The organism is Halostagnicola alkaliphila (genome assembly GCF_055379965.1).
On the sequence record NZ_AP043827.1, the window covers coordinates 1 to 25,387 of the forward strand.

The 25,387-nt window shown below is 60.4% G+C and carries 26 protein-coding genes; 10 read left to right on the top strand and 16 right to left on the bottom strand.

Annotated elements, in window-relative coordinates:
* Window positions 1-362: 362 nt before the first annotated feature.
* From ACZ5C7_RS22065 to ACZ5C7_RS22085, 5 genes are read left to right on the top strand one after another with little or no spacing between them, the layout of a single operon-like run.
* Window positions 363-941 carry an acyltransferase gene (locus tag ACZ5C7_RS22065; RefSeq protein ID WP_464378662.1) on the top strand — a complete coding sequence of 193 codons (579 nt, stop codon included), beginning with the start codon at window positions 363-365 and terminating at the stop codon, window positions 939-941.
* On the top strand, window positions 881-2,044 hold the full coding sequence (locus ACZ5C7_RS22070; RefSeq protein WP_464378844.1) for a DegT/DnrJ/EryC1/StrS family aminotransferase: 1,164 nt from the start codon (window positions 881-883) through the stop codon (window positions 2,042-2,044). Before ACZ5C7_RS22065 ends, ACZ5C7_RS22070 begins: the two co-directional genes overlap by 61 nt.
* Window position 2,045: 1 nt before the next feature.
* Window positions 2,046-3,041, top strand: coding sequence for a Gfo/Idh/MocA family oxidoreductase (locus ACZ5C7_RS22075; RefSeq protein ID WP_464378663.1), 996 nt, complete (start codon window positions 2,046-2,048; stop codon window positions 3,039-3,041).
* Window positions 3,038-4,492, top strand: coding sequence for a nucleotide sugar dehydrogenase (locus tag ACZ5C7_RS22080; protein WP_464378664.1), 1,455 nt, complete (start codon window positions 3,038-3,040; stop codon window positions 4,490-4,492). The genes ACZ5C7_RS22075 and ACZ5C7_RS22080 overlap by 4 nt, the downstream gene beginning before the upstream one ends.
* Window positions 4,493-5,533: a glycosyltransferase family 2 protein gene (locus ACZ5C7_RS22085; protein ID WP_464378665.1), complete on the top strand. Its 1,041-nt coding sequence runs from the start codon at window positions 4,493-4,495 to the stop codon at window positions 5,531-5,533. It abuts the gene before it with no gap.
* A 70-nt stretch (window positions 5,534-5,603) separates the two neighbouring features.
* On the opposite strand, the gene ACZ5C7_RS22090 is transcribed toward ACZ5C7_RS22085, so the two are convergent.
* A complete protein-coding gene (locus ACZ5C7_RS22090) occupies window positions 5,604-5,813 on the bottom strand; it encodes a hypothetical protein (protein ID WP_464378666.1) in 210 nt (69 codons plus the stop codon).
* 298 nt (window positions 5,814-6,111) lie between these two features.
* On the opposite strand from ACZ5C7_RS22090, the gene ACZ5C7_RS22095 reads away from it, so the two are divergent.
* Window positions 6,112-7,029, top strand: a complete 918-nt coding sequence (locus ACZ5C7_RS22095) for a glycosyltransferase (protein ID WP_464378667.1) — start codon at window positions 6,112-6,114, stop codon at window positions 7,027-7,029.
* 67 nt (window positions 7,030-7,096) lie between these two features.
* Here ACZ5C7_RS22095 and ACZ5C7_RS22100 read toward each other — a convergent pair whose 3' ends face one another.
* From ACZ5C7_RS22100 to ACZ5C7_RS22125, 6 genes are all read right to left on the bottom strand, one after another.
* Complete coding sequence (locus ACZ5C7_RS22100) at window positions 7,097-7,384, bottom strand: hypothetical protein (RefSeq protein WP_464378668.1); 288 nt, start codon at window positions 7,382-7,384, stop codon at window positions 7,097-7,099.
* Window positions 7,381-8,742, bottom strand: coding sequence for an NrfD/PsrC family molybdoenzyme membrane anchor subunit (gene nrfD, locus ACZ5C7_RS22105; protein ID WP_464378669.1), 1,362 nt, complete (start codon window positions 8,740-8,742; stop codon window positions 7,381-7,383). The genes ACZ5C7_RS22100 and nrfD overlap by 4 nt, the downstream gene beginning before the upstream one ends.
* A complete protein-coding gene (locus ACZ5C7_RS22110) occupies window positions 8,739-10,145 on the bottom strand; it encodes a 4Fe-4S ferredoxin N-terminal domain-containing protein (RefSeq protein ID WP_464378670.1) in 1,407 nt (468 codons plus the stop codon). Before ACZ5C7_RS22110 ends, nrfD begins: the two co-directional genes overlap by 4 nt.
* The gene (locus ACZ5C7_RS22115) at window positions 10,142-10,471 is read right to left on the bottom strand and encodes a hypothetical protein (protein WP_464378671.1); all 330 of its coding nucleotides are present in this window, start codon (window positions 10,469-10,471) and stop codon (window positions 10,142-10,144) included. Before ACZ5C7_RS22115 ends, ACZ5C7_RS22110 begins: the two co-directional genes overlap by 4 nt.
* 125 nt (window positions 10,472-10,596) lie before the next feature.
* Window positions 10,597-11,019: a high-potential iron-sulfur protein gene (locus ACZ5C7_RS22120; protein WP_464378672.1), complete on the bottom strand. Its 423-nt coding sequence runs from the start codon at window positions 11,017-11,019 to the stop codon at window positions 10,597-10,599.
* 282 nt (window positions 11,020-11,301) lie between these two features.
* Entirely contained in the window at window positions 11,302-11,547 is a 246-nt protein-coding gene (locus tag ACZ5C7_RS22125) for a DUF7127 family protein (protein WP_464378673.1), read from the bottom strand.
* A 164-nt stretch (window positions 11,548-11,711) separates the two neighbouring features.
* On the opposite strand from ACZ5C7_RS22125, the gene ACZ5C7_RS22130 reads away from it, so the two are divergent.
* Window positions 11,712-12,128, top strand: coding sequence for a universal stress protein (locus ACZ5C7_RS22130; protein WP_464378674.1), 417 nt, complete (start codon window positions 11,712-11,714; stop codon window positions 12,126-12,128).
* 5 nt (window positions 12,129-12,133) lie between these two features.
* Here the strand turns inward: ACZ5C7_RS22130 and ACZ5C7_RS22135 are convergent, their stop codons facing one another.
* Window positions 12,134-12,625: an Lrp/AsnC family transcriptional regulator gene (locus ACZ5C7_RS22135; protein ID WP_464378675.1), complete on the bottom strand. Its 492-nt coding sequence runs from the start codon at window positions 12,623-12,625 to the stop codon at window positions 12,134-12,136.
* Between the two features lie 201 nt (window positions 12,626-12,826).
* On the opposite strand from ACZ5C7_RS22135, the gene ACZ5C7_RS22140 reads away from it, so the two are divergent.
* The 3 genes from ACZ5C7_RS22140 to ACZ5C7_RS22150 all read left to right on the top strand — a co-directional run bounded on the left by ACZ5C7_RS22140 (window position 12,827) and on the right by ACZ5C7_RS22150 (window position 17,192).
* The gene (locus ACZ5C7_RS22140) at window positions 12,827-14,134 is read left to right on the top strand and encodes an aspartate aminotransferase family protein (RefSeq protein WP_464378676.1); all 1,308 of its coding nucleotides are present in this window, start codon (window positions 12,827-12,829) and stop codon (window positions 14,132-14,134) included.
* 152 nt (window positions 14,135-14,286) lie between these two features.
* Entirely contained in the window at window positions 14,287-15,552 is a 1,266-nt protein-coding gene (locus tag ACZ5C7_RS22145) for a sulfite oxidase (protein ID WP_464378677.1), read from the top strand.
* A gap of 251 nt (window positions 15,553-15,803) precedes the next feature.
* Complete coding sequence (locus tag ACZ5C7_RS22150; RefSeq protein ID WP_464378678.1) at window positions 15,804-17,192, top strand: acetyl-CoA carboxylase biotin carboxylase subunit; 1,389 nt, start codon at window positions 15,804-15,806, stop codon at window positions 17,190-17,192.
* Between the two features lie 90 nt (window positions 17,193-17,282).
* Here the strand turns inward: ACZ5C7_RS22150 and ACZ5C7_RS22155 are convergent, their stop codons facing one another.
* The 8 genes from ACZ5C7_RS22155 to ACZ5C7_RS22190 form a co-directional block, all read right to left on the bottom strand.
* Window positions 17,283-18,044, bottom strand: coding sequence for a LamB/YcsF family protein (locus ACZ5C7_RS22155; protein WP_464378679.1), 762 nt, complete (start codon window positions 18,042-18,044; stop codon window positions 17,283-17,285).
* 205 nt (window positions 18,045-18,249) lie between these two features.
* Window positions 18,250-18,492, bottom strand: coding sequence for an acetyl-CoA carboxylase (locus ACZ5C7_RS22160; RefSeq protein ID WP_464378680.1), 243 nt, complete (start codon window positions 18,490-18,492; stop codon window positions 18,250-18,252).
* A 77-nt stretch (window positions 18,493-18,569) separates the two neighbouring features.
* The gene (locus ACZ5C7_RS22165; protein WP_464378681.1) at window positions 18,570-19,574 is read right to left on the bottom strand and encodes a 5-oxoprolinase subunit C family protein; all 1,005 of its coding nucleotides are present in this window, start codon (window positions 19,572-19,574) and stop codon (window positions 18,570-18,572) included.
* The gene (locus ACZ5C7_RS22170) at window positions 19,571-20,473 is read right to left on the bottom strand and encodes a 5-oxoprolinase subunit B family protein (protein ID WP_464378682.1); all 903 of its coding nucleotides are present in this window, start codon (window positions 20,471-20,473) and stop codon (window positions 19,571-19,573) included. Before ACZ5C7_RS22170 ends, ACZ5C7_RS22165 begins: the two co-directional genes overlap by 4 nt.
* 159 nt (window positions 20,474-20,632) lie before the next feature.
* Window positions 20,633-21,958 carry a CitMHS family transporter gene (locus ACZ5C7_RS22175; RefSeq protein WP_464378683.1) on the bottom strand — a complete coding sequence of 442 codons (1,326 nt, stop codon included), beginning with the start codon at window positions 21,956-21,958 and terminating at the stop codon, window positions 20,633-20,635.
* A gap of 222 nt (window positions 21,959-22,180) precedes the next feature.
* Entirely contained in the window at window positions 22,181-23,149 is a 969-nt protein-coding gene (locus ACZ5C7_RS22180) for an NAD-dependent epimerase/dehydratase family protein (RefSeq protein WP_464378684.1), read from the bottom strand.
* Window positions 23,146-24,168, bottom strand: coding sequence for a DUF362 domain-containing protein (locus ACZ5C7_RS22185; RefSeq protein ID WP_464378685.1), 1,023 nt, complete (start codon window positions 24,166-24,168; stop codon window positions 23,146-23,148). Before ACZ5C7_RS22185 ends, ACZ5C7_RS22180 begins: the two co-directional genes overlap by 4 nt.
* The gene (locus ACZ5C7_RS22190) at window positions 24,165-25,265 is read right to left on the bottom strand and encodes a Gfo/Idh/MocA family protein (RefSeq protein WP_464378686.1); all 1,101 of its coding nucleotides are present in this window, start codon (window positions 25,263-25,265) and stop codon (window positions 24,165-24,167) included. Before ACZ5C7_RS22190 ends, ACZ5C7_RS22185 begins: the two co-directional genes overlap by 4 nt.
* Between the last annotated feature and the right edge of the window lie 122 nt (window positions 25,266-25,387).

Sequence of the window (25,387 nt, forward strand, 5' to 3'; positions counted from 1 at the left end):
GGGTGTCTTCGAATACCTCACGCTCACCTCTCCGACAGTTGGATACTTTACTATCTTACGGCTACCCTATCGAAACCGGATTGTACTCATCAGCGCCTGTGACTGACGTATAATCCAATATTTTTCGGCAGTAGGGCCTACACAGGGGGGAAGTATCGTTCTCGGGAGCCGTAAGCGCCGTCGTCGGTTAGCCGAGCGAGTAACCCGTAGTTCGTGGCTACAGCGTCCGCAGGGCGAGGATAACAAAGCCTCGTTACCCGGAGTACACAGTTGATTGCCCACGCTGGGTATCGATTACCAATGAAGGTGAGTGAGATTCAGGACGACGTGACGATTCGTCGACGACAACGAGGTGTGTCGATATGACAGAATTACTCTGCGGTCGTGACTGTACGATCGCGGAGACGGCGACCGTCGGCTCAGGCGAGTTCGATGAACCGACGCAGATCGGTAAGGAAGCGACCATCAGAGAGGGGTCGATCGTCTACGGGAACGTAACGATCGGCGACGGATTTACGACCGGCCACGACGTGCTCGTCCGAGAGGAAACGACGATCGGGGACAATGTCCTCGTCGGCACGAAAACCGTCATCGACGGCCACACGTCGATCGGCTCCGACGTGAGTCTTCAGACCGGCGTTTACGTTCCCACGGAGACCACGATCGGCGACAACGTCTTCGTCGGCCCCGGCGTCGTCATGACGAACGACGAGTATCCGGTCCGTACCGAGGACGAACTGGACGGGCCGACTATCGAAAGCGGTGCCTCGATCGGCGCGAACGCGACGCTGTTACCGGGCGTGACGATCGGTGAGAACGCGTTCGTCGCCGCCGGTGCGCTGGTGACCAGCGACGTACCGCGAAACAGCCTGGCAGTCGGATCGCCCGCACGTATCGAACCGTTACCCGAGCCCCTCGAGGGAGCGAATCAACTCGCATGACGGACATTCCGATAGCCGACCCGGAGCTGAGTGCCAACGCGATGGATCGCGTCCACTCACTCCTCGAGGACGGAATGCTCGCCGACGGGCCCGAAGTGAGGGCCTTCGAATCGGAATTTGCGAGCTACTGCGGCGTCGACCACGGCGTCGCAACTGCGAACGGAACGACGGCGCTCCACGCCGCGCTCGAGGCGCTGGGCGTCGAACGCGGCGACGCTGTCGTTACGTCACCCTTTTCGTTCGTCGCCAGCGCGAACGCGATTCGTCTCGCCGGTGGACGGCCGGTCTTTGCGGATATCGATCCGGAGACGTACACGGTAGATCCCGAATCCGTCGAACGGATTGTGCGGGAACGAGACGATGTCGTCGGCATCCTTCCGGTTCACATCTACGGACTGGCGGCGGATATGGACGCACTCGAGGAAATCGCAGCCGGACACGAGCTGTTCGTTCTCGAGGACGCCTGTCAGGCCCACGGGGCCACGATCGACGGCAAACGCGTCGGGAGTTTCGGAGACGCCGCCTGCTTCTCGTTTTACCCGACCAAGAACATGACGACCGGGGAAGGAGGGATGGTTACGACGGACGACGAACGGCTCGCGGACCGTATCGCCGGGTATGTCAACCACGGCAGAACGCCGAACGACGGGACCGGCGGCTACGACCATCACGAACTCGGTCACAACTATCGGATGACGAGTCTGGCGGCCACGATCGGGCGAGTCCAACTCGATCGGCTTCCCGAGTTCAACCAGGCCCGCCGGGAGACTGCAACGGTCTACACCGAACGGTTAGCCGGCCTGCCGGTAGAAACGCCGACGGTCCCCAGCAGTCACGGCCACGTCTACCACCAGTACACGGTCCGCACGGACGAACGAGAATCCCTCCGAGAGACGCTCGAGGAACACGGCGTGAGCTCGAAGGTCTACTACCCGACGCCGATCCACAGACAGCCAGCATACGAGTCGACGAGCACGGCGACGACCTCGCTCCCGCGGACGGAACGAGCCGCCGAGACCGTTCTGTCGCTTCCAGTGCACCCGAATCTCACCCGCGACGACAGGAAGCGTGTCGTCGAAGCGGTAACCACAGGACTTCAATAATATGATAGATAGTAGTCGTTCGACCACCGATTCGACCCCGATCCGTGCTGGAGTAGTCGGGGTCGGTGCAATGGGAGAAAATCACGCACGAGTGTACAGCGAACTAAGAAACGTCGATCTGGTCGGGGTTACGGATCTCGACGCAGCGAGTGCACGCGACGTTGCCACAGAGTTCGGAACCCAAGCGGTTCCGTTCGAAACGCTCCTCAATCAGTGCGACGTCGTCACGGTGGCCGTTCCGACCACGGCTCACTACGAGACGGTTTCAGCGTGCCTCGAGGCTGACGTCCATGTACTCGTCGAAAAGCCGATCACCGAGTCGATCGAAGCGGGCAGAGAACTCGCTCGAACGGCTCGCGAGCGAGAGCTCGTCCTCCAGGTCGGCCACATCGAACGATTTAACCCCGCCGTACAGGGCGTTATCGATCTCATCGAAGACCTCGACGTGATCGCAGTCGACGCCAAGCGGCTCGGCCCGCCGGTCGATCGAACCGGGCTGGACGGCGTCACCTACGACCTGATGGTCCACGACGTGGACGTTCTCAACGCGCTTCTCGAGGGAGAACCCGAACCGCTGACAGCGGCCAGAGCCGCCAGCGGACAGTACGCGAGCGCGACGATCGAGTACGACAACGTCGTGGCATCGCTTACGGCGAGTCGAGTAACGCAGAAGAAGGTTCGACGGCTCACTGTCACCGCACACGAGTGTCTCGTCGAGGTCGATTATCTCGAGCAGTCGATACTGATCCATCGGGATTCGTTCCCCGCCTACGTCACGGACAACGGCCAGAATCGGTATCGACACGAAAGCGTCATCGAACGTCCACGGATCGACAACGGCGAGCCGTTACGACACGAACTCGAGTCGTTCCTCGAGGCCGTTCGAACTGGATCCGAACCCGAGGTAACCGCCGAAGACGGGCTGAGAGCGGTCGAAACAATCCAACAACTCGATCGCTTGGCCGAAACGGAACCGGCGGAGGGAGGGGTCCGATGAGCGAACCATCTCACTCAGCCGGGCACACGAAAGCGGTCGAAGAGGACCGGGGCGGCCTGTACAGATCGACAGCACCGGCCTCTGCTCAGCGCCAGGCGCTGACGAGCGGTGACGTACCGGTCGCCGTCTACGGCCTCGGAAAAATGGGGCTCCCGCTTGCGACAGTCTACGCCGAGACGACGTCGAACGTGATTGGTGTCGACGTCAACCCCGACGTCGTCGAAACCGTCTCCGGCGGCCAGTGTCACGTTCGCGGCGAGCCCGGGTTAGCGGATGATCTCCGGGAAGCGGTCGATCGGGGAGCGCTCGAGGCGACCACGGACGGAGCCGATGCGGCGTCTCGAGCACGGATTCACGTTATCATCGTCCCGACGCTGTTAGACGATTCCAACGAGCCGGACCTCTCGACGGTCGAGTCGGTCGCGGACGATATCGCCGCCGGTTTGCAGCCCGGCGATCTGGTGATCGCCGAATCGACGCTTCCGCCCGGAACCTGTCGCAGCGTGCTTCGTCCCCACCTGTCCGAACGGAGCGGGCTCGACCCGGACGCGTTCGGACTCGCGTTCTGTCCGGAACGGACGTCCTCGGGAACGGCGCTTCGAGACATCCGCGGACAGTACCCGAAGGTCGTCGGCGGCGTCGACGAAGGGAGTACGCGCGCTGCGTCGCTCGTCTACGACGAACTCTCGAGCAACGACGTCCACCCGGTCTCCGATGCGACGACCGCGGAGGCCGTGAAAGTGTTCGAGGGAATCTACCGCGACGTCAACATCGGACTGGCGAACGAACTCGCACGCGCTTGCGAGTCGTTCGGAATCTCGGTACGCGAAGCGATCGAAACCGCGAACGATCTCCCGATGTGTCAACTGCACGATCCGGGGCCGGGCGTCGGCGGCCACTGCATCCCGTTCTATCCACACTTTCTCCTCTCGCAAGCGGATACGGATATGCCGGTCACTCGAACGGCCCGTCGAGTCAACGACTCGATGCCCGCCGTCACCGTCGCCCGACTCGAGCGAGAACTCGAGGACGACGGCGTGACGTTGTCCGATGCGGCCGTCGCCGTGCTCGGAATCACGTACCGTCCGGGCGTCGAGGAAACGCGAGCGTCCCCGGCGCTCGGCGTCATCGAAGCGCTCACCGAACGCGGTTCGTCCGTCTACGGCGTCGATCCGCTCGTCGACCCCGCCGAGTTCGGGGCGAAGCCGCTCGAGGTCGACGAACTCGGTGATCGAGACCTCGATGCGGTCGTGTTGGTAACGCCCCACGAGGAGTTCGACCGAATCGAGTGGACGCACCTCGAGTCACTCGTCGTTCTCGACGGGCGGGATGCGTTAGATCTCGAAAGTGAGCCGTTCGATCACCATCGCGGCTATACGCTCGGAGGACCTACCACGGCACGCTCAGCATCGAACGGGAGAGCGTCAGAAACAGACGGAGGTGAGCTGTAGATGTACCGCGGGAAAACCATCGGAGTGGTCGTGACGGCGTACAACGAGGAGTCGTTCGTCGGTGAAGTTATCGAAACGGTTCCGGAGTTCGTCGACCGAATCTACGTCGTCGACGATGCCTCCCCTGACGGGTGCTGGGACGTTATTCAACGCGTCAGTTCTCGGATCAACGACGACATCGAACCCGAACTCGCGGTGGCCGACGGCGGCGAGAGCAGGCGCGTCGTCCCGATACGTCACCCCGAAAACCGCGGCTACGGAGCCGCCGTCAAGAGCGGATACGAGCGGGCGGCAGCCGACGGGGTCGACGTCGTCGCGGTGATGAACGGCGACGGACAGATGGATCCCGAAATTCTCGATCGGATCGTCGATCCCGTCGTCACCGGCGCGGCCGACTACGCGAAAGGCAATAGACTCCGAAACCGCGACGATCGACAGGGGATGTCGACCTTTCGATTCGTCGGCAACGCGATGCTAACCGGGCTCTCGAAGTTTTCCACCGGCTACTGGACCCTCAGCGATCCCCAGAACGGCTACACCGCCATCTCGCGAGAAACGATCGAGGCGCTCGATCTCGATTCGGTTACCGACCAGTACGGGTTCTTGAACCACCTGCTCACCCACCTGAACGTGAACAGCTTCCGCGTCGCTGACGTGCCGATGCAAGCGGTTTACGGCGACGAAGAAAGCAGCATTCGGTACGTTCCGTTCGTCCGGTTCGTTTCAATGCTGTTGCTCCGCAGTTTCCTCTGGCGATTGAAGGTCCGATACGTGAAACGGGAGTTCCACCCGGCAGTGATCTTCTACGCTACCGGCGCAACTGGACTGGTCGCCGGAGCGATCGGGCTCGCCGGCGCCGCCGTCAAAGCGACTCGAGACGGCGACGGATTTACCGCGTCCATCGTTTCGGTGTTGACGCTACTCGTCGGGACGATCTCGGTCGGTACCGCGATTTCGATGGACGCCGAGGAAAACGAGGATCTCGAGGTGACCTACGACGAACACGAGTCGATGCCGGACGAAGGACTTCTCGAACAGTAGCGCGGACGACTCACGAGGAGCGCTCTTGCATCCAGGAGAAAGTGTCGGCGAACAATCAGTACCGACCGGATTAGTCTATCGTGTGCGTGACGATGTCGCCCCGTTCACAGGCCGGACACCGCTCCGTCGCCGCGGAAACGGTTGTCCCGCACGCCCGACATTCGTGAACGAGCGTCGGTTGCTTTCGTTCCCCACCCTGGTGAAGTCGGTCGGTCGAGTCGGGTGAAGAGATAGTTCCGGATTGTCCAAACAACCCGGACAGGAACTCTGAAAGACTCATAACGCTGAACGATCTGGGCTACCTGAGAGACGGTAATAAGTGTTTCGCGAGTATGGAGTCCGTACTGGCCGAACGCACCTGAATTTGGTCCGCAAATTCGGATCTGCGGCGGCGGAGGGCCCTACTCGATTCGAGTTATCCGGTCTCACCGTTTTTTACACGGTGCCGGACGCCAGTTGTCGCGAACGGCTCGACGAGTGGTACTCGAGAGTACACGCGATGGGGCGTGCTATTTCCGTACCAGGACTGAAGGCGTTGGTTAACAAAGCCCCGGAAAATCCCCTAGTTCAGCACCTGAATGCACGTCCTGATTTTGACGACCAACGAGGACGCGCCGTTTATGAACCAGCAGATCGCGGCGCTCGAGCGCCGCGGCGTCTCGTTTACGATTCGGTCCGTCGACGGCGAAACCGGACCGGCTCAGTCGCGGAGTCCGCTCGAGTATCTCAAATTCTTTCCGACGGTGTTTCGCGAGTCGACGAACGGATACGATCTGATTCACGCTCACTACGGACTCACCGCCCCGATGGCGGTCGCTCAGTTTCACCAACCGACCGTGCTCTCCCTGTGGGGAACGGATATCTACGGTCCCGGCGAACCGGTTAGCCGTGTTTGCGCACCAATGTGTGACGAAGTGGTCGTGATGTCCGAGGAGATGCGACGAACGCTCGGGCGAGAGTGTACGGTGATCCCCGACGGCGTCAATCTCGAGCAGTTCTACCCAATTTCACAGGAACAGGCTCGCGAGACGGTCGGGTGGGACGAAAACGGGCACGACGTGCTCTTTCCGTACTCGCCCGACCGCGAGGTCAAAGATTACCCGCGAGCGGAGCGAATCGTTCGAACGGTCGATGGATTGCTCGAGGAACCGGTGCGACTGCGGACGGTCCACGGGATCGATCACGACGAGGTCGTCAAGTACATGAACGCCGCGGATGCGCTCCTGTTGACCTCGAAAAGCGAGGGATCGCCGAACTCGGTCAAAGAGGCGATGGCCTGTAACGTCCCCGTCGTTTCCGTCGATGTCGGCGACGTTCCCGAGCAACTCGAGGGGGTGAACCCGTCCGTTGTCGCAGCCAGCGACCGAGAGCTCGTCGAGGGGCTCCAGGCAATACTCGAGCGCGGCGAGCGCTCGAACGGCCGCGAGGCGGCGACCGAGATCAGCGTCGAACGAACGGCGGCGCGAATGCTCGAGGTGTACGAACGCGTCGTCTGACCGGTTCGGCTCGAGTCGAATTCGAAAGCCGGGTTCCTGACCCGCAAATGGGAGCTCTGAGGGGTCGCTAGTAGAATACCAATGCGACCATTTCCATCCCGATAAACATCGTCACCCAGAGCACCGTCGTAATAGTGAGGAGATATCCGACACCCATGACTGACGTTCTCGTGTCCCGAGGCGCGCCGAGGAACCACGCACCGACCATCACGTAGACGGGAGCGAGGATGATGCCGAAGATCAACCAGGTTCCCGTATCCGGGTATCCCGCGGTCGGAACCTCGCCGCCGTAGCCGTGTGTCAACACGATGTCGGTGACCGTCAACAAGAGCGGATCGACTGCCATGGAGATCATGCTTCCACCTCGGTTTCAGTGCCGCCGTCGCCGGAGCGGTCGTGGCCGTGATCCTCCTGTAAGTGCTCGATAGCGTGGAGTTCGACCACCGGAACCACTTTCGCGACCAACAGGAAGAACATCGTTACCATCCCGATAGTTCCGCTGATAGACGCGAACTCGATCAAGCTCGGCCAATAACTTCCGGGCACTGCGCCGTAGATACCGAACGTGGGGTACATCAGCCCCTCGACGACGAACAGGATCTTCTCGAGGAGAGTCGCGGTAAGGACGGCAACCGCCGCGACCACCGATCGCTTCTTCGAGAACAGCGATGGACGAACCGCTTGAACGAACGTGTAGACGAGAACCAAAAAGACGAGCGTCATCGACGTGATGTAGATCGGATCGGAGATCATCGCGCTGACGACCGTGCTCTGATCGAGCGGCGCGGCGTACGTCCCGCCGACGACCTGCTGGAGTTGGAGCCACAGGAACAACAGCGAGAAAAAGCCGAGCCAGAGCGTGAGTCCGCGAAAGACGTCGTCGGCGATGATATGTTCCCAGTCGTAGGAGTAACGGAAACCGTACGAGAGGAGGATGACACCGCTTATCGCCGACGTGAGTGCGATCGTGAGGAACTGCGGACCCTGAACGGCACCGAACCAGCCCGGCATCGAGGGAATCAGCGCGAACAGCCACGGAATCACGCCTCCGTGAAGAAGCAACGGGGCGAGAATAATGATCGCGAGCGCCAGCCACCAGACCATCCGTTGGACGATCTGATCTTCTTTTTCCGAGTAGCCGACCGTCATGACCGCGTATATCGGGCCGAAGTGGTCCGGGAGGTCATCGCGAAGACGAGTGATATCGTATCGAAGCGTCAGCGCCAGATACGTCGCCGTCAACACGAAATACAGCGTGATGACGGTCACGTCCCAGACGAGCGGCGAACTGTGGACGGTGATGTGATAGTGAGCGATAATGCTGCGCACCATTCGGTCGGGGCGGCCCAGGTGAACGACGATGAAAAAACCGGCCGCGGACAGTCCCGCGATCGTTAGTAGCTCAGCGAGGCGGGCAACCGGCATATATCGTTCCATACCGAGCAATCGCACCGCCGCGGAGAGGATGATCCCGCCGTGTGCGATTCCGACCCACCAGATGAACGCGCCGATGTAGAGCCCCCAGGTGACGCCGCCACCACTGCCCCAATCCGAGAGTCCGGTGACGATCATCCCCTCGGACAACTGGTACATCCACCCGACGAGAAAGAGCCCGAGGGCGAGTGCGGCAACACCTAAGAGGATGTAATAGCCCCTCGAGGTGTGTTGAATCGGGCGCAGGATATCCTCCTTGCTCGGACGCTTCGTACTCATAGCGGATATCCACCGACCGTTCCCTCGTCAGTGACATCCTTTCGCTCGTCCGCCAGTTGCACCATCTCTTCCTCGACGTTCTCGTAACTCAACTCGTCGTACTGTACGGGTCCACCGACCTGCTCCGCGTTCGGGCCGGGTTCGTTTCCGACGTAGATGATGTTCGGATTGGTACCGATCTCCTCGAGTAATTTGAACGTCGAATCGGCCGTTCCGCCGATATCGTCGATCATCGCTCGAGCCTCCGCTTCCGTCATCCCGTCATCGTCGTCTTCGGCAGGTTCTTCCTCGCCGTCGATGATATCGATAGCCTCCTGCAGTTCGTCGTCGTCGTCGGCAGCCCGCAATCTCGCCCGTTGGAGCGGCGGGTCCTCGCGGTACTGCTGTGGAGCGCTATCCGGATCGTTCATGTCGCCGAACTGGATCGCATTTGGGGGACAGGCGTCCTCGCAGGCGGTGCTACCGACCATCTCCTCGCCCATATTCCCGTCCTGCCGTGACGGACAGAACGTACACTTGCTCATGACTCCACGCGGCGCGCGACTGTCGACGGGGCGGCCTCGATCGCTGTAAATGTGGTCCTGGTCGAGCGCTTCGGCGGAGACGCCGGGTTCGTTCCACTGGAAGTAGTTCACGCCGTACGGACAGGCGACCTGACAGTATCGACAGCCGATACAGATATCGTAATCGGTGAGAACGAGGCCGTCGCTCGCTCGCGTGTGCCGAGCAGTCGTCGGACAGACCTTTTCACACGGCGCATCGGTACAGTGTTGACACGGTCGAATGAGTCGCTGTCTGCCGGTATCGAGTTGGTCGTCCGAATCCTCCCAGTCGAGGACGTACATCCAGTTGACTCCCGAATCAAGTTGATTCTCGTCAGCGCAGGCCTGCACACAGGAGAGACAGCCGTCACACTGCTCGAGGTCTAAAACCATCCCCCACTGGGTGCCGTCCTCGTCTTCATCCTCCTGAGCTGTGCCGGCGTCGACGTTCGGCTCGGTTTCGTCCATCGTCGCCCAGGCGCCGAGTCCGAGGAACGCGGCACCCGCGCCCATCTTCTTCATCACTTCCCGGCGGTCGACCTCGCCGTCGCCACCGAGTGCCTCGAGCGCCTCGGAAACGCTTCGCTCGGAGCCGACGTTCGATTCCAACTCCTCGAGCGCCGCTTCTGTCGGGCGGTCGTCTTGACCGAACTCCTCCACGACATCGTCGTGATAGCGGTCGTGAAACTCGGCCTCGGAGAGCTCGCCCTTCGTGACCTCCATCGCGTCCCGAGCCATCTCCATCCCGAGGTCGGCGTCGTAGTCGGTTTCCTCGAGCAATTCCTCGAGTTCTCGTTCCCACTCGTCTCCGAGCGGGTGAAACGAACCGGGAGAGCCGGTTGAATCGTCGTCCGCGTTCATTCAGTCGTACCCCTGGAATCAGCCGCGTTCGCGGTACCGGCGTCCGGTCGCTTTTTCAGACCCCACGAGATGATACCGATGAGCAACAGCGCGGAGAGCAAGAAGGCGATCCAACTCGTCGCCGTCGCGGTGCCGTAGGCACCCGACTCGGGAAACAGACGCGTCACCTGGATCATGGCGACGACGAGAAAGAGGACGCCGAACATCGACGAGACGGCGACCCAGATCCCGTCGTAGAACGCCTCCGTCGTCTCCCTGACGTCTCGAGAATCGCACTCGGTCGGTTCTTCGGGCGGGTCCGGTTCGGTTCGATATGTGTGACCCATGGGACCATAACAGACGCTAGCATTCACAAAAGAACCGCGGGGAGATACGGTTATTAATTAGAAATTAGAGGGAGTCAGCGACCATGTACTGACTTTTTGGCCAATTTAATAGTCTGCAATTCGAATCAGTCTCCATCACCTAGCTTTTCTCTAGGTTGCCATAGCGCACACCAGTCGACCGATCGAATCTGCCCTTCCACCTCCGTGCAAGCCCCGATCCCGTCGCCCGTTCGATCGTCGATATAATAGGTGCAGTTTCCACATTGGTCCCCGTCTCTGGCCCCGCACTCGTAAATCGCGTCGCTTTTCGAATCCAGTTCGTCCTCATCACGTCGTTCGATTCCGTCGATACTCGGAGCCGTGGCCTCCTCTTCCGGTACCTCGTCGTCTAACATGTCGAGACACCAATCGACCGGGCGGTCGTCTAGCGGTGCACCGGCGGTCCCGTTTACCCCCATCTCGAGGCAGCCAGCGAGTCCGATAACCGATCCGGTGCCAGCGAGTTGAAGGAGTCGACGCCGCGTTTTTCGATGTTCGGGGTCGTCCATGCGGTAATCAGTCGCCTCTGCTCGAGGATTCGATTGCGAGCCGCATCAATACGCTCACTGTTTCAGCGAAAACTCTCGGTTACTCGCCGCGGACTATCGTGGCGGTCGAGGGATGACTCAGATCACCGCTCGACACTCGTCTCAATTAGCTTGTGATTATGAGGATTTGGCCGTCTCGTAGGGGATCGAAGGACCTCCATAACAGTTCGTTTCCGGGAATGGTACTTCGGTTCGAAAAGTTATGCGTAACGAACGACGGGAACCCGCTCGAGACGTCGGCCGCTATCCGCTGATCGTCAGGATCCCGTCGTTGACCGTCACGTCGTCGGCATCCGCCGGAATGTCGAACTCGAACTGCTGGTCACCGACCACGACGATAGCCGTCTCTTCGACGACGTCGACCGTCGGTTTGCCAGCGACTGGGCCGAAATCGACCGCGATGACGCTCTTGTCCTCGTACTCGCGGTTGCTGATCGTGATGTCGGTTTGCTCCTCGGCTGTCGATTGCAGTTCAGGGGGCGTTTCCATACTCGAGTGCTGGCGAGCACTGTTCGTAAGTACACTGCACGAACACGCCAGTACCCGGAGGCGAAATCACCGGCACGGAGACGAGCCATCGACGTATCGTCACCGTATCCACGGAGTCGGTGATATCGGTTGGGTTTATGACCGCTCGGTCGCTAGTTCGATCCATGACGATACTCGTCGCGTACGATAGTTCGGGTCCCGCACAGGAAGCGCTCCAGTGGGCTATCGATGAGCACCCCGAAGAAGAAATCGTCCTCCTTCGCGTCATCGAGGCCGCGGGCGGTTCGACGTCGGCGGGCGTCAACCTCGCCAAAGAGAAGCTCATGGAGTTACAAAACGAGACCGAAACGGAGCTCTCGAACGAAGTAGCGGAACTGCTAGAAGACGACGAGATCGAATTCCGAACGGAGAGCGTCGTCGGCGATCCCGCTCGAGAAACGGTCGCGTTCGCCGAGGAAAACGACATCGACCACATCCTCGTCGGGAGTCACGGCCGGTCGGGCGTCTCTCGCATCTTACTCGGGAGCGTCGCCGAGAAAATCGTTCAGCGCGCACCCGTTCCGGTGACCGTCGTTCGGTGATCGAATTAGTCGACCTCGTGCGTCTGTTCTAGTAGCGTCTCCAGTTCGAAATCGTTGAGCGGATTGGGTTCGTCTTTGACGGTTTCGATGACGAACTGCGAACTGGTTCTAACGACCTCGTCGATTCGTTCGTAATCGCTGACGAGCCGATGGACCATCTCCCGGTCCGAGAGATGTGAAATAACGATGAAATCCGTATCGCCCATCGTAAAGTAGACCTGGTTAACGCCCTCAATGTCGGCGAGTTTCTCGCCGACCTTTTTGTGGTACTGCTCGTCGTACTCCGCGATGACCTCCGTGATGACCGTGATATCTAGTCCCAACTTCTCGAGGTCGATATCGAACAGATCGTTCGTCACGACGTCCGCTTCTTTGAGTTTGGTCAGCCGATAGTGAACCGTCGATTTCGGGATATCGGTGTGTTCTGCGATCTCGTCCGGACTCCCCGACCCGAGTTCTGCGATCGCCTGCAGGATGCGAATGTCACGTTGATCCATACCCCCTTCAACGATCAAGGCCAATAAACAACATTCGAAAACTATCGTGGAAGTTGAACGGGAACCCGATTCGACTCACAATTTGGCGTGAAAAACGGTGCGGAAAATGGTCGCGAAGCGAGTGATAGCAACCCCCTCAAGAATATCAGACAGAATTTCATATCCAACTCTTTATTAGCACCATATGCAAATATTCACCACATGGCCGAATATCAGACGAATTCTTCTATCGAAGCGACCTACGGCGAGCACGTGATGCCGATCTGGAAGTCACTGAACGTCCCCGTCAAGCGAGCGACCGGCTGTACGCTCGAGGACTTCGACGGAAACGAATACCTCGATCTCTTCTCGGGAATTTCGGTAACGAACGTCGGTCACGGAAACGACGCGGTCGTCGACGCGGCCAAAGACCAACTCGACGAGTTCGTCCACGGCTGCTCGTACGTTCACCCGAACGAGCCGGTCGCGACGCTCGCGGAGACGATCGCCGACGTGACGCCAGGAGATCTCCAGAAGAGCTTCTTCTGTAATTCGGGGACCGAGGCCGTCGAAGGGGCGGTCAAACTCGCCCGGAAGTACACCGGCTCGAAGGAGATCGTCGCCCTCGAGATGGGGTTTCACGGGAGAACGCTCGGGAGCCTGGCACTGACGGGGAACAACGCCTACAAGAAGGGAATGGCACCGACGCTGAACGACGTTTCCCACGCCGCCGCGCCGTACGGCTATCGCTGTCCGAACTGTAACGGAGACGGTTGCGACCCGTCGTGTGCCGACGACCTCGAGCACGTCATCGGGACCCACACCAGCGGTGACCTCGCGGCCATCGTCGTCGAACCGGTGATGGGCGAAGCCGGGATCATCGTTCCACCCGAGGGGTGGCTCGAGCGGGTCCAAGAGATCGCACACGATCACGACGCGCTCCTGATCGCGGACGAAGTCCAGACCGGGTACGGGCGAACCGGCGAACTGTTCGCGAGTAGCCACTTCGACGTCGGGCCGGATATCCTGACGCAGGCCAAGGGGATCGCAAACGGGCTTCCGCTCGGAGCGTTTACGGCGTCGGCCGAGATTGCCGACGCGTTCGAGTCGGGCGACCACCTCTCGACGTTCGGCGGCAACCCAGTCGCCTGTGCGGCCGCACTCGCCACCATAGAAGAGCTACAGAGCGGAATCGTCGATCAGACGCGCGAACACGGCGAGTGGCTCGAAGCAGAACTCGGCGAACTCAAGGAGGAGTTCGATGTCGTCGGGCAAACTCGCGGGATCGGCTTGATGCACGGAATCGAACTCGTAGAGCCGACAGAAACCGGCCCACGCGGCGTTGCCCCGCGACCGGATTCCGAGTTGGCGACGGCCGTGAGCGACCACCTCCGCGAGGAATCGAACGTCGTGATGGGCGTCGGCGGCTACTACAAGAACGTCCTGCGATTCCAGCCGCCGCTGACGATCAGCCGCGAACAGCTCGAGGACGCGATGTCGGCGCTTCAGAGTGCGATAACACAGGTATAAGGAGCGGTATCGGGCTCGACGAGCCGCAGAAGCGTCTACCGGTTCGGACGACCAGCGACGGCCATCGGGACGTCGTGTACGGTAGTTCGAATGGGAAGCTCCGGCGTACGCGCAAGCGCTCATTATTTGGCCGTGCGAGTGGTCTGGCCCCCATGGTTACCGAGCTCCCTCGAGAGAGCCGACACGACGAAATCGACGCGATAGTCGAGACGAAAGCGGGCGGCGTGAGGGAGACGCGCGACGAGGCCGACAAGTACACTGTCGTCGGCGCAGCCGAGCGACGCACCTTCGCGAACTGGTTGACGCCGATCGAAGAACACTTCGTTTGTCACCGGAACGACATCCCGAATATCGACCGCGACGCGTGGATCGTCTCTCTGACCGGTCAGATCGGGGAAGAGATCTCGATGTCCGACATCGAAGACGAGTTTCCAACGGTCGCGGTCGCGCATACGATGGAATGTGCTGGCAACGGCCGCGGCCAGCATCGACCCGAGACTGGAAGCGTTCAGTGGGGGTTCGAAGCCGCGGCCACAGCTTTCTGGACCGGAACCCCGATCAGTTCGATTCTCCGCGAGCACGGCGTCGAATCACCCGACGGACGATGGATGACCGCTATCGGCGGAGACCCGTCTGACGGAGACGACGTGTTCGCGCGTTCGATTCCGCTCGCGAAGGCGCTCGAGGACTGTCTCCTGGCGTACGAGATGAACGGCGAGCAACTCCCGCGCGAACACGGCTACCCGGTCCGACTGATCGTTCCGGGGTGGTACGGCGTCAACAACGTGAAATGGGTCGACGAACTCAGAATCACGAACTCGATGGTGACCGAGGGGTCGCTCGAGCGACCGGGTGAGCACGCGTTCTGGCAACAGGACTCCTACCGCATCCACCCCGAAGGAACCGAACCCGCAACGAACGAAACCGTCGACACCGTCGATACCTGGGAACAACTCGAGGGTGCGGTCGAGCATCCGTACACGTTCGACGCGAACGTGATGTCGGTGATCGGCATCCCCGATGGAGAAGGGCCCGTGACGGTGCCGACCGACGACACGGTCGACGTTCGGGGCGTCGCCTGGGCGGGCGACGATGCGGTTAGCCGCGTCGAAGTTTCGACCGACGGCGGCGCGTCGTGGAACGACGCGAAGTTGTTCGGTCCCGACTACCCGGGTGCGTGGCGGCTGTTCCGATTCGACTGGGAACCCGAGCCGGGAAATCACGTGTTGCTGTCGCGGGCAACGGACGAACTGGGTCGACGACAACCGTCGACCATTTCCGAGCCAGGAGCCTGGCGAGACGCGCTCGAGAACGACGAGTTCCCCTGGAACGAGGGCGGGTACGCCGCGAACGCGTACGAGCCGAACGGCGTGGAAGTCGAAATTCGGAGCACGGATCAACAACCATCGCCGGAGTGAATCAGCCGAATGACAACGGGATTGGCACTCCCGTTCCGCTTCAACCGGATTGCATTTCGTCACCTTGAGCGACGAACGAGCGGGAAAACCTCGAGGGCGATCGGTTTTGAGACCGAATCGCGACGGAAACAGAGTGTCGAAATGATTGTTTGTATCAGCTATAATCCAAATAAAACGGAAATTCGTGGATCTAGTTCAATAATCCTTCATAAGTTAGCTTTATTTACTAATAGGCCCCATTATATCACACTGTGTTCGATAAGGTCCTAATCGCGAACCGCGAGGAGATCGCGGTTCGAATCATCCACGCCTGTAAAGAGCTGGATGTCGAGGCCGTAGCCGTTTATAGCGACGCCGACGAAGACGCAAAGCACGTTCGAATAGCGGACGAGGCCTACCGTATCGGGGGATCGAAGGCCAAAGACAGCTATCTCGACCAGGAATCTCTGCTCGAGGCGGCTCGCGAGGCCGAGGTCGACGCCATCCACCCCGGATACGGGTTCCTGGCCGAGAACGAATCGTTCGCCGCGAACGTCGAAGAAAGCGATTTCGAGTGGATCGGCCCGCCGAGCGGCGCGATGGCCGACTTCGGAGAAAAGACGAAGGCGCGAAAGATCATGGAGGAAGCGGACGTGCCGATCGTTCCGGGAACGACCGATCCCGTTACCGAACCGGCGGAGGTCGAAGCGTTCGGCGAGGAACACGGCTATCCGCTCGCGATCAAAGCCGACGGCGGCGGCGGCGGACGCGGCCTCAAAATCGTCCACGAACCCGACCGGATCGAATCCAAGTTACAGGAGGCGATCCGCGAGGGGGACGCCTACTTCGACAATCCGAACGTCTATCTCGAGCGATTTCTCGAGAATCCGCGCCACATCGAGGTCCAGATCATCGCCGACGAACACGGAAACGTTCGCCACCTCGGCGAGCGCGACTGTAGCATCCAGCGCCGCCAGCAGAAACTGCTCGAGGAGGCACCCGCTCCGGCGCTCGACGAGGAGACGCGCGAAAAACTCTGTGAAGCCGCCTGCCGCGGCGTCTCGAGCGCGGGGTACGTCAACGCCGGAACCGTCGAATTCCTGTACGAAGACAGCGCGGGGCGAACCGCCACTGACGGGCGGACGGCGGACGGCGACGGCGAGTTTTACTTCATCGAAGTCAACGCGCGAATCCAGGTCGAACACGGCGTCAGCGAGGAACTTACCGGAATCGACCTCGTCAAGTGGCAACTCCGCGTCGCGGCTGGAGAAGAACTCGCCTTCAGTCAGGAGGACGTCGAACGCCACGGCGCTGCGATGGAGTTCCGCCTCAACGCCGAAGATCCGGACAACGATTTCACGCCGATACCGGGAACGCTTTCGACGTACAACCCGCCTCGTGGGATCGGCGTCCGCGTCGACGACGGCGTCGACGAAGGCGATTCGATCACCCCGTTTTACGATTCGATGTTCGGCAAGGTGATCGTCACCGGCGAAGACCGAGCCGAAGTGATCGCTCGCGGCAAACGGGCGCTCGAGGAGACCGAAATCGACGGGGTTCCGACGACGATTCCGTTCCACCAACGGCTCTTAGAAGACGACGGGTTCCTCGAGAACGAGCACTCGACGACGTACGTCGAAGAACAGCTGCTCGAGGAGTAGACGGCCGGAGAGACGAACGCGATTTCAAAGCGGGTTATCAGATCCCACGGCGGCCGCCGAGCGGCGGGCGGGTCTGCGAAAGCGAGCGGTTCAGACCACTTCCGGAAGCGAGGCGAGTTCGATATCGTGATCGTCGAGTCGACCGTGAATCTCCTCGAGGATCTCGACGGCGTTGGGGTTGTCCCCGTGGATGCAGATACTCTCGGCGGGGATCGAGACCTCCTCACCGTTGGCGGCTTCGACGACGCCCTCCGTCGCGATCGAGACGAATCGGTCGGCGACGAGTTCGGGGTCCCTATCGCCGACCTCCTTCTCGACGATCAGGGAGCGATCTTCGCGGTAGTCGATATCGACGTAGCCCTCGAAGACTGCCTGCAGTCCATCTACATCCTCGGCGACCTCGTAGATGTTCATATCCGTCGCGAGGTAGATGAGATCGGGATCGACCTCGAGCATTCCCTCCATGACGGCGCGGGCGTGCTCCTCGCTGTCGGAGAGCATCGAATACATCGCCCCGTGGGGTTTGACGTGTTGAACGGTCGCGCCGTGGCGACGCGCGAACGCCGTGAGCGCGCCGAGCTGGTAGACGACGTAATCTCGAACTTCTTCCGGGCTGGCGTCCATTTTGCGTCGGCCGAATCCCATCTTGTCCGGCAGTCCTGGGTGGACGCCGATTCCGACATCGTGTTCTGCGGCGAGTTCGACCGTCTCGCGCATGACGTGGGGATCCCCCGCGTGGTAGCCGCCGGCGATGTTCGCCGAGGTGATGTATGGCATAACCTGTTCGTCGTTACCCATCCGCCAATTCCCGAAGCTCTCGCCCATATCGCAGTTGATGTCGATCGATCCCATGCGCGTTACACGAACGCAAACGGCAATATAGCTTGCGTCAATTAGTTCAACGATAGAGGTGAGGATCGGACCAAAACCCACCAGTAGCTATATATTCTGCACAATAAACAATTAACTGAATATTGGTTGAAGACCACGCAAATACGCAACGCGACTCAACAATGGCTTCGACAGTCAACAGGAACTCGAGCCGAGTAGTCGAAAGCTACTCGAGTTCGGCGATGACCTGATCGGCCTCGATCTCCCCCTCGTCCTCGACGAGGAACTCGGTGATCGTTCCCGATTCGGGGGCTTCGATATCGTGAAAGTTCTTCATGACTTCGACGAGGCCGATCGTGTCGCCCTCCTCGACCTGGTCGCCTGTTTCGACGAACGGTTCTTCGTCCGGGTCCGGCCGTCGGTAGAAGACGCCCGGCATCGGTGAGTTGATAGTGGTGGTCTCTGACATTGTCGTTGGTAGTGTATTGAATACAGTCCCAATTATACTCTTCGTTCCGGTTGTGGTTCAATTGTCGTTCGACGTAGTCATCGTTCACCCGCGATCTCGGCTCGGATGGTCTCGAGGCGCTCCGTCTGTTCTTCGCGTGCCGAAATAGCCTCCTCCACGTCGACCGGGTCGAACGAGACCGTCTTGTGCGTTTGTCGCTGGGCGAGCAGGCCGCGGTCGACGCTAATAACGGTTCCGACGGTCGCGTAGCCGCCTCCGGTCACCGCATCCTGCATGAGAACGATCGGTTTCTGGGGGACCTGAATCGAACCGACCGGGTAGCCCAGATCCACCACGTTCGAGGGATTCGGCCCGGCACCGAACGGTTGCTCGCGCTCTTCGAACTCGATATCCGGTCCCTCGAGTCGGTAGCCTGTTCGGTCGGCTTCCGGGGAGACCTTCCATTCAGTGTCACAGAGGGTTTCCTTCGCCTCGTCCGTGAGTCGGTAGTCAGTCAGTCCGAGGACGATTCGAACGGTATCTTCCTCGGCGTAATTAGGGACGTACTCCTCGGAGACTTCGGTTCCGACCAACTCTTCGGGGTCGCCAGTTCCGCCTTGCCCGCTCGAGTCCTCGTCCACATCCCTGATCGTAAGTTGGTCGCCGTCCTCGAGTCCGCGGCCCTCGTGGCCGCCGATTCCGACGAGCGTGTACGTCGATTGACTACCCATCACGTCCGGAACGTCGATTCCGCCGGCGACGGCGAGGTAGGCTCGAGCGCCGTCGGTCGCGAAGGATATCTCGAGTTCGTCACCAGCCTCGACGGCGACAGTCTCCCACATACCGATCGGATCGCCATCGACGCTCGGGGACATGTCCGCGCCCGTAACCGCGATGACTGCGTCCTCCCGAATCGTCGCCGTGATTCCCTGGTAGGTCATTTCGATCGTCGCCGCGTCCGCCTCGTTCCCGACGAGATAGTTAGCGACGGTATGTGCGTACGGATCCATCGCCCCCGATGGCGGCATCCCGATGTGGTAATTGCCCGATCGACCGAGGTCCTGGACGGTACTCGAGATCCCGCCCTCGTGAATATCGATCATTCGAGCACCTCCACGAGTCGATCGTTGTACTCGTGTGGTGCTTCGAAGAACTCGTCGGGAGAGAACTCGACCCGTTCGTATGTGTACTCGTACGTTCCCGCGTCGACCTCCTCGCGGATCGCGTCGTACTCCTCGCGATCGATCGCCCGATAGTTCAGGATGTCGCCGGGATTCGGGAAGACGATCGACTCGTCGAAATCCGGAAGTTCCTGATCGACGTCCAGAACTTCGACCGGCGTCCGGCCGAATAACTGGTACCCGCCCGCTCCTTGAACGGGATAGACGACCGAAAACGCTCCGCCGAACCCGACCGCACGACTCGGCGTGTCGGTTCGGGGTTCGACGTACTTCGGAACCTCGAGTTGTTGACTTCGAGGGACCATCTGGAAACACCACGGGAGACCGGGAACGAACCCGACCATCGTGACCATGTGCGGTGCGCCGACGAAGGCCTCGAGGAACGCGTCGACGGAATCGAACCCGTTCAGTTCGGCGGAGTACTCGAGGTCCGTCCCGTCGGGGTCCTGGTGACGGTCTCGAAACTCCATGAGTGTCTCGTGGGTCCACGGATCCTCGAACAACACTGGAACGTCGATGACGCGCGTTTCCCACTCGTACTCGGAAATATCGATCTCCGATTCGATCGCTTTCAATCGCGCGATCAGCTCGTCGGGGTGGATAACTTCGGGGTCGATCCGAAGCATGTACGAGGCGTTGCCGGGACAGTTCTCGATGACGCCGTCGATATTCTGCTCGGCGACCTGTTGGGTGATCGCCATCGCCTTGAAATTAGCGGTAAAACTCATTTCTTCGGCGAGTTCGACGAACACGAAGTCGTCAGCTCCGTACTCGTATCGGGGGTCGGGAAGATCGACAGGGGTAATTTGCTCGGTTGCCATGCTGTGGGATGACAATTCAGCCCACACTGATTAATAAATATTGGTCTGAAGTCAAGATAACCGGAAGGTTTCGAATGTGGTACAATACAACGGCCGCACGAAGAATGAAATCGGTTGATCGACTACGAGCGCCGCGTTCCCCGGACCGCATCGGAACTCCTAGAGGGGAATCGCACCGGTCAGAATGGCAACCACGAGGATTACACCCGAGGGGATCACCATCAGCGGCAGGGTAAACTTGATGTGTTCACCGAGTTCGACCCCAGCCAATCCGATGAGGAGATACGTCGCACCGGTAAACGGCGAAACCGGGAACCCGACAGTTTGCCCGACCAGCGACGCGCGAACGACGGAGACGGGATCGTGACCGTACGCGGCGGCCGTTTCGGAGAGAACGGGCAAGACGCCGAAGTAGAACGCATCCGGACTGAACAGAAGGCGGGCGGGAAGCGACAACACTGCGATGACGACCGGCAACTGTGAACCGAGCATGTCCGGAATCAGGTACACCATGATGTTCGCCATCTCGTCGACCATGCCGCTCTCCTCGAGAACGCCGATGAGAACACCGGCCGAAAAGAGAATACCGACGTACGTCATCACGTCCGGCGCGTAGGACTCGAGAACTTCTTTTTGTTTCTCGTAGTCGGGGACGTTAACGATGAGTGCGAGGACGACGCCGATCATGAACGCGACTTCCGGCGACGTGGTCCCTCTGATCAACGCACCGAGAACGACGACTGTGAGGAGGAAGTTGAAGATCCACGTTCGATCCATCTTGACTTTGCGATCGTCGATCGCTTCGTCGATGAGCGACTGTTCGTCGACGCCTTCGAAGGCGGTGACGGCGTCCAGATCCTGTCGAATTTTTCGACCGTAGAAGGCGCTGATTGCGAAAACGGACAACATTCCGGCAGCCTGTGCGGGGATCATCGGGTTGAATACGTTCGAAATCGTCGCCGGATCGATCGCAGCGACGCCGCGGACGACCTGTCCGCCCCAGGGGACCATGTTCATCGTCCCAGCCGTAAGCGCAACCAGTGCGGCGAGGATTTTTCGATCGACGTCGAGTGCATCGTACAGCGGCAACATCGCCGGGATCGTAACGAGCATCGTTGTTGCACCCGCACCGTCTAAGTGCGTGACCATCGCTAGCGCAACGGTCCCGACCGTCAGTAACGCAGGTTTGCTGATGATACTACTCACGATCCGGGAGACGAACGGATCGAACAGACCGCTGTCGCGCATGATGCTGAAGTACCAGACGGCGAACGCGAACATCGCGGTGATGCCGACGATTCCCTGGAGCCCCTCTTCGGCGAATTCTGCGATCTCGTTGAACGAAAAGCCAGCAATTATCGCGGCAATGATCGGAACGATAATTAGTGTCGGGATAACGTATAGCCGCTTTCGTATGACAAGAAAGAGGATGAGAAAGATTGCTCCGTAGCCGATAATTCCCAGCGGTAAGCCAGATCCTAGCATATGCCCGGATTCCAATTATCAGTATAAAAACCGCGGGATTTAATCGAACATATGCTGGAACCGGTTTCGGAAACGTTTGCCGAATCGAATTTCGTCGAGCGTCGAATGAATTCAGGAGGGAGCGAACCCATAACTGAACCATGCCCGCGATACACAGAACGATATCCAAGAGTCTTAGAACAAACTTCGGACAACTCGCACTCAGTTTTATAAAGGGCCCACCTACAGCGAACGATACCACGCCATCGCGTCGGGAACGTGTTCCTCGAGCGGATCGTACGTATATCCGAGTTCGTCGTGAGCCTTCTTCGAAGTGTAGTAGAGCCGTTTGGTCGCCAACTTAGCCATATCTCGGTCGAAGGGAAACACTCGAAACCCGGATACGGCACCCACCGTTTCGGCCACCGGACCGGCGGCGTGAATCGCCGCGGACGGAACCTCGAGCGGCGCACGATGCCCGCCTGTACTGTGAGAGATACGAGAGATGGCTTGCTCGAGCGTGAGGTTCTCGCCGCCGAGAATGTAGTGGCCGCCGTTTTCGCCGCGTTCGTAGGCGGCCAGTATGCCGTCGACGACGTCCGTCACGCCGACGATACTCAATCCGCCGGGGAGATAGACGAACATCGCCGGATCGGTTGCCATCGCGAGTAACTGCGCGGTAAACGTCTCGTCGCCGGGGCCGAAAATCGACGTGGGATGGACGGTGACGGCCTCTCCCGTTGTGCTCGCGTAGTTGTCGACGAGCACCTCCGCCTCGGCTTTCGAGGACTGGTAGGCACCGACCGGCGGCGCGTAATCGGTTTCGTCCGCGACCTCACCCTCGACGGACGGTCGCCTTGTTCCTGCCGTACTCGTGAACACCAGTTTGCCGGCATCCGTCTCCGAATGCTGACACGCATCGATGAGCCGTTTCGTTCCCCCGGCGTTGACGCGCTCAACTGTCTCCGCATCTCCGCTCCAAAGGCCAATACCGGCCAGGTGGAAGACGGCGTCCGTCCCGTCGACGAGCGAGCGAAGCGTCGCGTCGTCGAACAGATCGCCGACGTACCACTCGACGGGAGCCTCGAGGTCGCCTCGATCCGACGTGGGCCGGGAGAGTCCGCGAACCGTCCACCCGTCGGCGAGCAGTCGTTCACAGAGATGCGAACCGAGAAAGCCCGTCGCGCCCGTCACGGCGGCCGTTTTCGTCATCGGTCCACCTCGAGTTGGGGCGGAACGGCGTCTCCACTGACTTTCGCGTACAATCCGTACGCGATCGAGACGGCGGGGTGGGTTGCCGTCCGCGGCGGCAGCCCTCCGGATGGAACGCGCTCTCGGAGAGCGTCGAAGTCACACCCCGAGACCTGAATCGACGTCTGGCCCGGTCCGAGTTCGGACGACAACGCATCGTCGTCGTTGACATCCCGTCCGAGCAGTGTCGTTCCGACCGTGTCCACGCCGAGAGGGGAGCCCGAAAACAAGGTCTCCGCGGCGAACGCCTCGCCGGCGAACATCGTCGTTGCATCGAGGATCGACAGTTCGGGGTCGATACCGGCAGTCGCCGCGCGAGCGCGTCGTCCGGCCGGCAGTTCGTGGTTCTCCACGCCGGATTCGACGTGCCGACCGAGCGTCCGCATCGTTCCCGCAACCGGCCCTGCTTCCGTCGGACGAAGCGTTGGAACGACGACGACGGGGTTCTCGAGCAACGAGTCCGGAACCGAAAGTTCGACCGGCTCCTCGCTCTCGGAAAGCGGAACTGAGACTCGAGAATCCCGCTCCGACGAAAGATCCCGAAGGCGACAGTCGAAGCGCTCCTCGAGCGCCGGATAATCGAGATAGTCGGTCGTTCGATCGAGATCCATCGATTCCGTACTCGAGCCGGCGATGACGATGTCGGCGGCGGTTTCTTTCCCGAAATAGCCCGTGATCGCGCCGACGACGGCCGGATCCGTTACCATCCCTGTCGAGGGATGGAACGGGTAGTGGACGTCCGGCACGAGCGTTATCTCGGCGGCGTCGGTGAACGGTTCCGGGACCGGTTCGATCAGTTCTCGAACGGGCCCTTCGAGTCGGGCCATTCGCGCGTCGATCGCGGGCGTCCAATTGTTCCCGCCCGCCAGAGACCGTTCGGCCGTCACCTCGAGAGCCGATTCCCGCGCCGCCAGTCGGCCCTCGGAATTCCCGCGCGGAACGGAGACGCCGGAAACCGACAGCGACCGATCGTCGTTCATGAAACCACCTCGAGGGCGTCGGCTTCGGCACGATCCTCGTCCGCGAGTTCGTACGCCGTCTCGACCAGTTCGAGCGTTCGTCGACCGTCTTCGCCGGTTACGGGCGGTGTCTCGTCCGCACGAATCGAATCGACGAAATCCTCGAGCGCATCGTAATGTGCCTGGAGGTAGAACGTCGGTCCGTAGACGTCGGGCTCGCCGCCGGTAAACCGACTTGCAACGTTCGAGAGCGCCGAGAGCGCGGCGCTCCCGTAGAAGTTCGTCGGGAGATACTCCTCGCTCTCGATCGTACCGGTGATGCCCTCGAGACGGACGTTGGTGTTTACCTCCGGGAGTTCTTCCCACTGGTAGGAGCCACAGTGAAGCGTCACCGCGGTTCCCGTCTCCTGAGCTTCCATGAGAACCGTCGCAGCGTCCTCGACCGGCACCTCGAGCGTCGTATCGACCATCGCATCCCGAATCTCGAGTCGTCCGAACGTCCACTCCAGATAGTCGAAACAGTGAACGCCGAGTTCCATCAGCGAGCCGCCGCCGGTCGCGTCGCGGTCGAGCGGCCAGGAAGGAGGTGCATTCTCAACCGGTGGACGACCCAGCGGACCGTCGTTCACCCGAACCATCGAGGCGTGGGGGACGTGGCCTACCACACCGTCCTCGTAGGCCCCCTTAAGCCCGGTGAGGTCCGGCTGGTATCGAAGCGTATGATCGACACCGACGCGAATTCCGGCCTTGGACGCCGTCTCGAGCATCTCATCGGCTTCGGCCGTCGACCTGGCGAACGGCTTTTCGACGAAGACATCGACGCCGGTTTTTGCGGCCACCTCGACGGCGTCGCGGTGGAGAAACGGCGGTAACGCGACGATAGCCGCATCGAGCGTTTCCGACTCGAGCAACGTCACGTAGTCGTCGTACACACGAGTGACGCCCGCGCTGTCTGCCCGATCACGATTCTTTGGGACGGTGTCAGCCGCGGCGACGACGTCGACGCCAGGCATCGCGAGTGCCGATTTGAGGTGTACACTGCCGATGTTGCCGACTCCCAGAACGCCGATCCGTACCGGTTCGGAGCCCGTCAGTCGACGTCGGATGAAAGAGCGCATCTTCTCGAGAACGGATCGCCAGCGGGCTTTGTTATCGCCGCCCTACCGTTCGTCGACGAACCGTAGGGAGCGATTTCGAGAGGCAATATCTGCAAGATGCCAGTCTTCGAGAACGACCGAAA

Coding starts and splice junctions, on each gene's coding strand:
- ACZ5C7_RS22080 (WP_464378664.1), top strand. CDS start 3,038: ATGAGCGAACCATCTCACTCAGCCGGGCACACGAAAGCGGTCGAAGAG.
- ACZ5C7_RS22120 (WP_464378672.1), bottom strand. CDS start 11,019: ATGGACGACCCCGAACATCGAAAAACGCGGCGTCGACTCCTTCAACTC.
- ACZ5C7_RS22135 (WP_464378675.1), bottom strand. CDS start 12,625: ATGGATCAACGTGACATTCGCATCCTGCAGGCGATCGCAGAACTCGGG.
- ACZ5C7_RS22090 (WP_464378666.1), bottom strand. CDS start 5,813: ATGAGTCTTTCAGAGTTCCTGTCCGGGTTGTTTGGACAATCCGGAACT.
- ACZ5C7_RS22170 (WP_464378682.1), bottom strand. CDS start 20,473: ATGGCAACCGAGCAAATTACCCCTGTCGATCTTCCCGACCCCCGATAC.
- nrfD (WP_464378669.1), bottom strand. CDS start 8,742: ATGAGTACGAAGCGTCCGAGCAAGGAGGATATCCTGCGCCCGATTCAA.
- ACZ5C7_RS22160 (WP_464378680.1), bottom strand. CDS start 18,492: ATGTCAGAGACCACCACTATCAACTCACCGATGCCGGGCGTCTTCTAC.
- ACZ5C7_RS22100 (WP_464378668.1), bottom strand. CDS start 7,384: ATGATCTCCATGGCAGTCGATCCGCTCTTGTTGACGGTCACCGACATC.
- ACZ5C7_RS22125 (WP_464378673.1), bottom strand. CDS start 11,547: ATGGAAACGCCCCCTGAACTGCAATCGACAGCCGAGGAGCAAACCGAC.
- ACZ5C7_RS22185 (WP_464378685.1), bottom strand. CDS start 24,168: ATGAACGACGATCGGTCGCTGTCGGTTTCCGGCGTCTCCGTTCCGCGC.
- ACZ5C7_RS22180 (WP_464378684.1), bottom strand. CDS start 23,149: ATGACGAAAACGGCCGCCGTGACGGGCGCGACGGGCTTTCTCGGTTCG.
- ACZ5C7_RS22075 (WP_464378663.1), top strand. CDS start 2,046: ATGATAGATAGTAGTCGTTCGACCACCGATTCGACCCCGATCCGTGCT.
- ACZ5C7_RS22095 (WP_464378667.1), top strand. CDS start 6,112: ATGCACGTCCTGATTTTGACGACCAACGAGGACGCGCCGTTTATGAAC.
- ACZ5C7_RS22065 (WP_464378662.1), top strand. CDS start 363: ATGACAGAATTACTCTGCGGTCGTGACTGTACGATCGCGGAGACGGCG.
- ACZ5C7_RS22130 (WP_464378674.1), top strand. CDS start 11,712: ATGACGATACTCGTCGCGTACGATAGTTCGGGTCCCGCACAGGAAGCG.
- ACZ5C7_RS22140 (WP_464378676.1), top strand. CDS start 12,827: ATGGCCGAATATCAGACGAATTCTTCTATCGAAGCGACCTACGGCGAG.
- ACZ5C7_RS22085 (WP_464378665.1), top strand. CDS start 4,493: ATGTACCGCGGGAAAACCATCGGAGTGGTCGTGACGGCGTACAACGAG.
- ACZ5C7_RS22155 (WP_464378679.1), bottom strand. CDS start 18,044: ATGGGATCGATCGACATCAACTGCGATATGGGCGAGAGCTTCGGGAAT.
- ACZ5C7_RS22175 (WP_464378683.1), bottom strand. CDS start 21,958: ATGCTAGGATCTGGCTTACCGCTGGGAATTATCGGCTACGGAGCAATC.
- ACZ5C7_RS22165 (WP_464378681.1), bottom strand. CDS start 19,574: ATGATCGATATTCACGAGGGCGGGATCTCGAGTACCGTCCAGGACCTC.
- ACZ5C7_RS22145 (WP_464378677.1), top strand. CDS start 14,287: ATGGTTACCGAGCTCCCTCGAGAGAGCCGACACGACGAAATCGACGCG.
- ACZ5C7_RS22190 (WP_464378686.1), bottom strand. CDS start 25,265: ATGCGCTCTTTCATCCGACGTCGACTGACGGGCTCCGAACCGGTACGG.
- ACZ5C7_RS22115 (WP_464378671.1), bottom strand. CDS start 10,471: ATGGGTCACACATATCGAACCGAACCGGACCCGCCCGAAGAACCGACC.
- ACZ5C7_RS22110 (WP_464378670.1), bottom strand. CDS start 10,145: ATGAACGCGGACGACGATTCAACCGGCTCTCCCGGTTCGTTTCACCCG.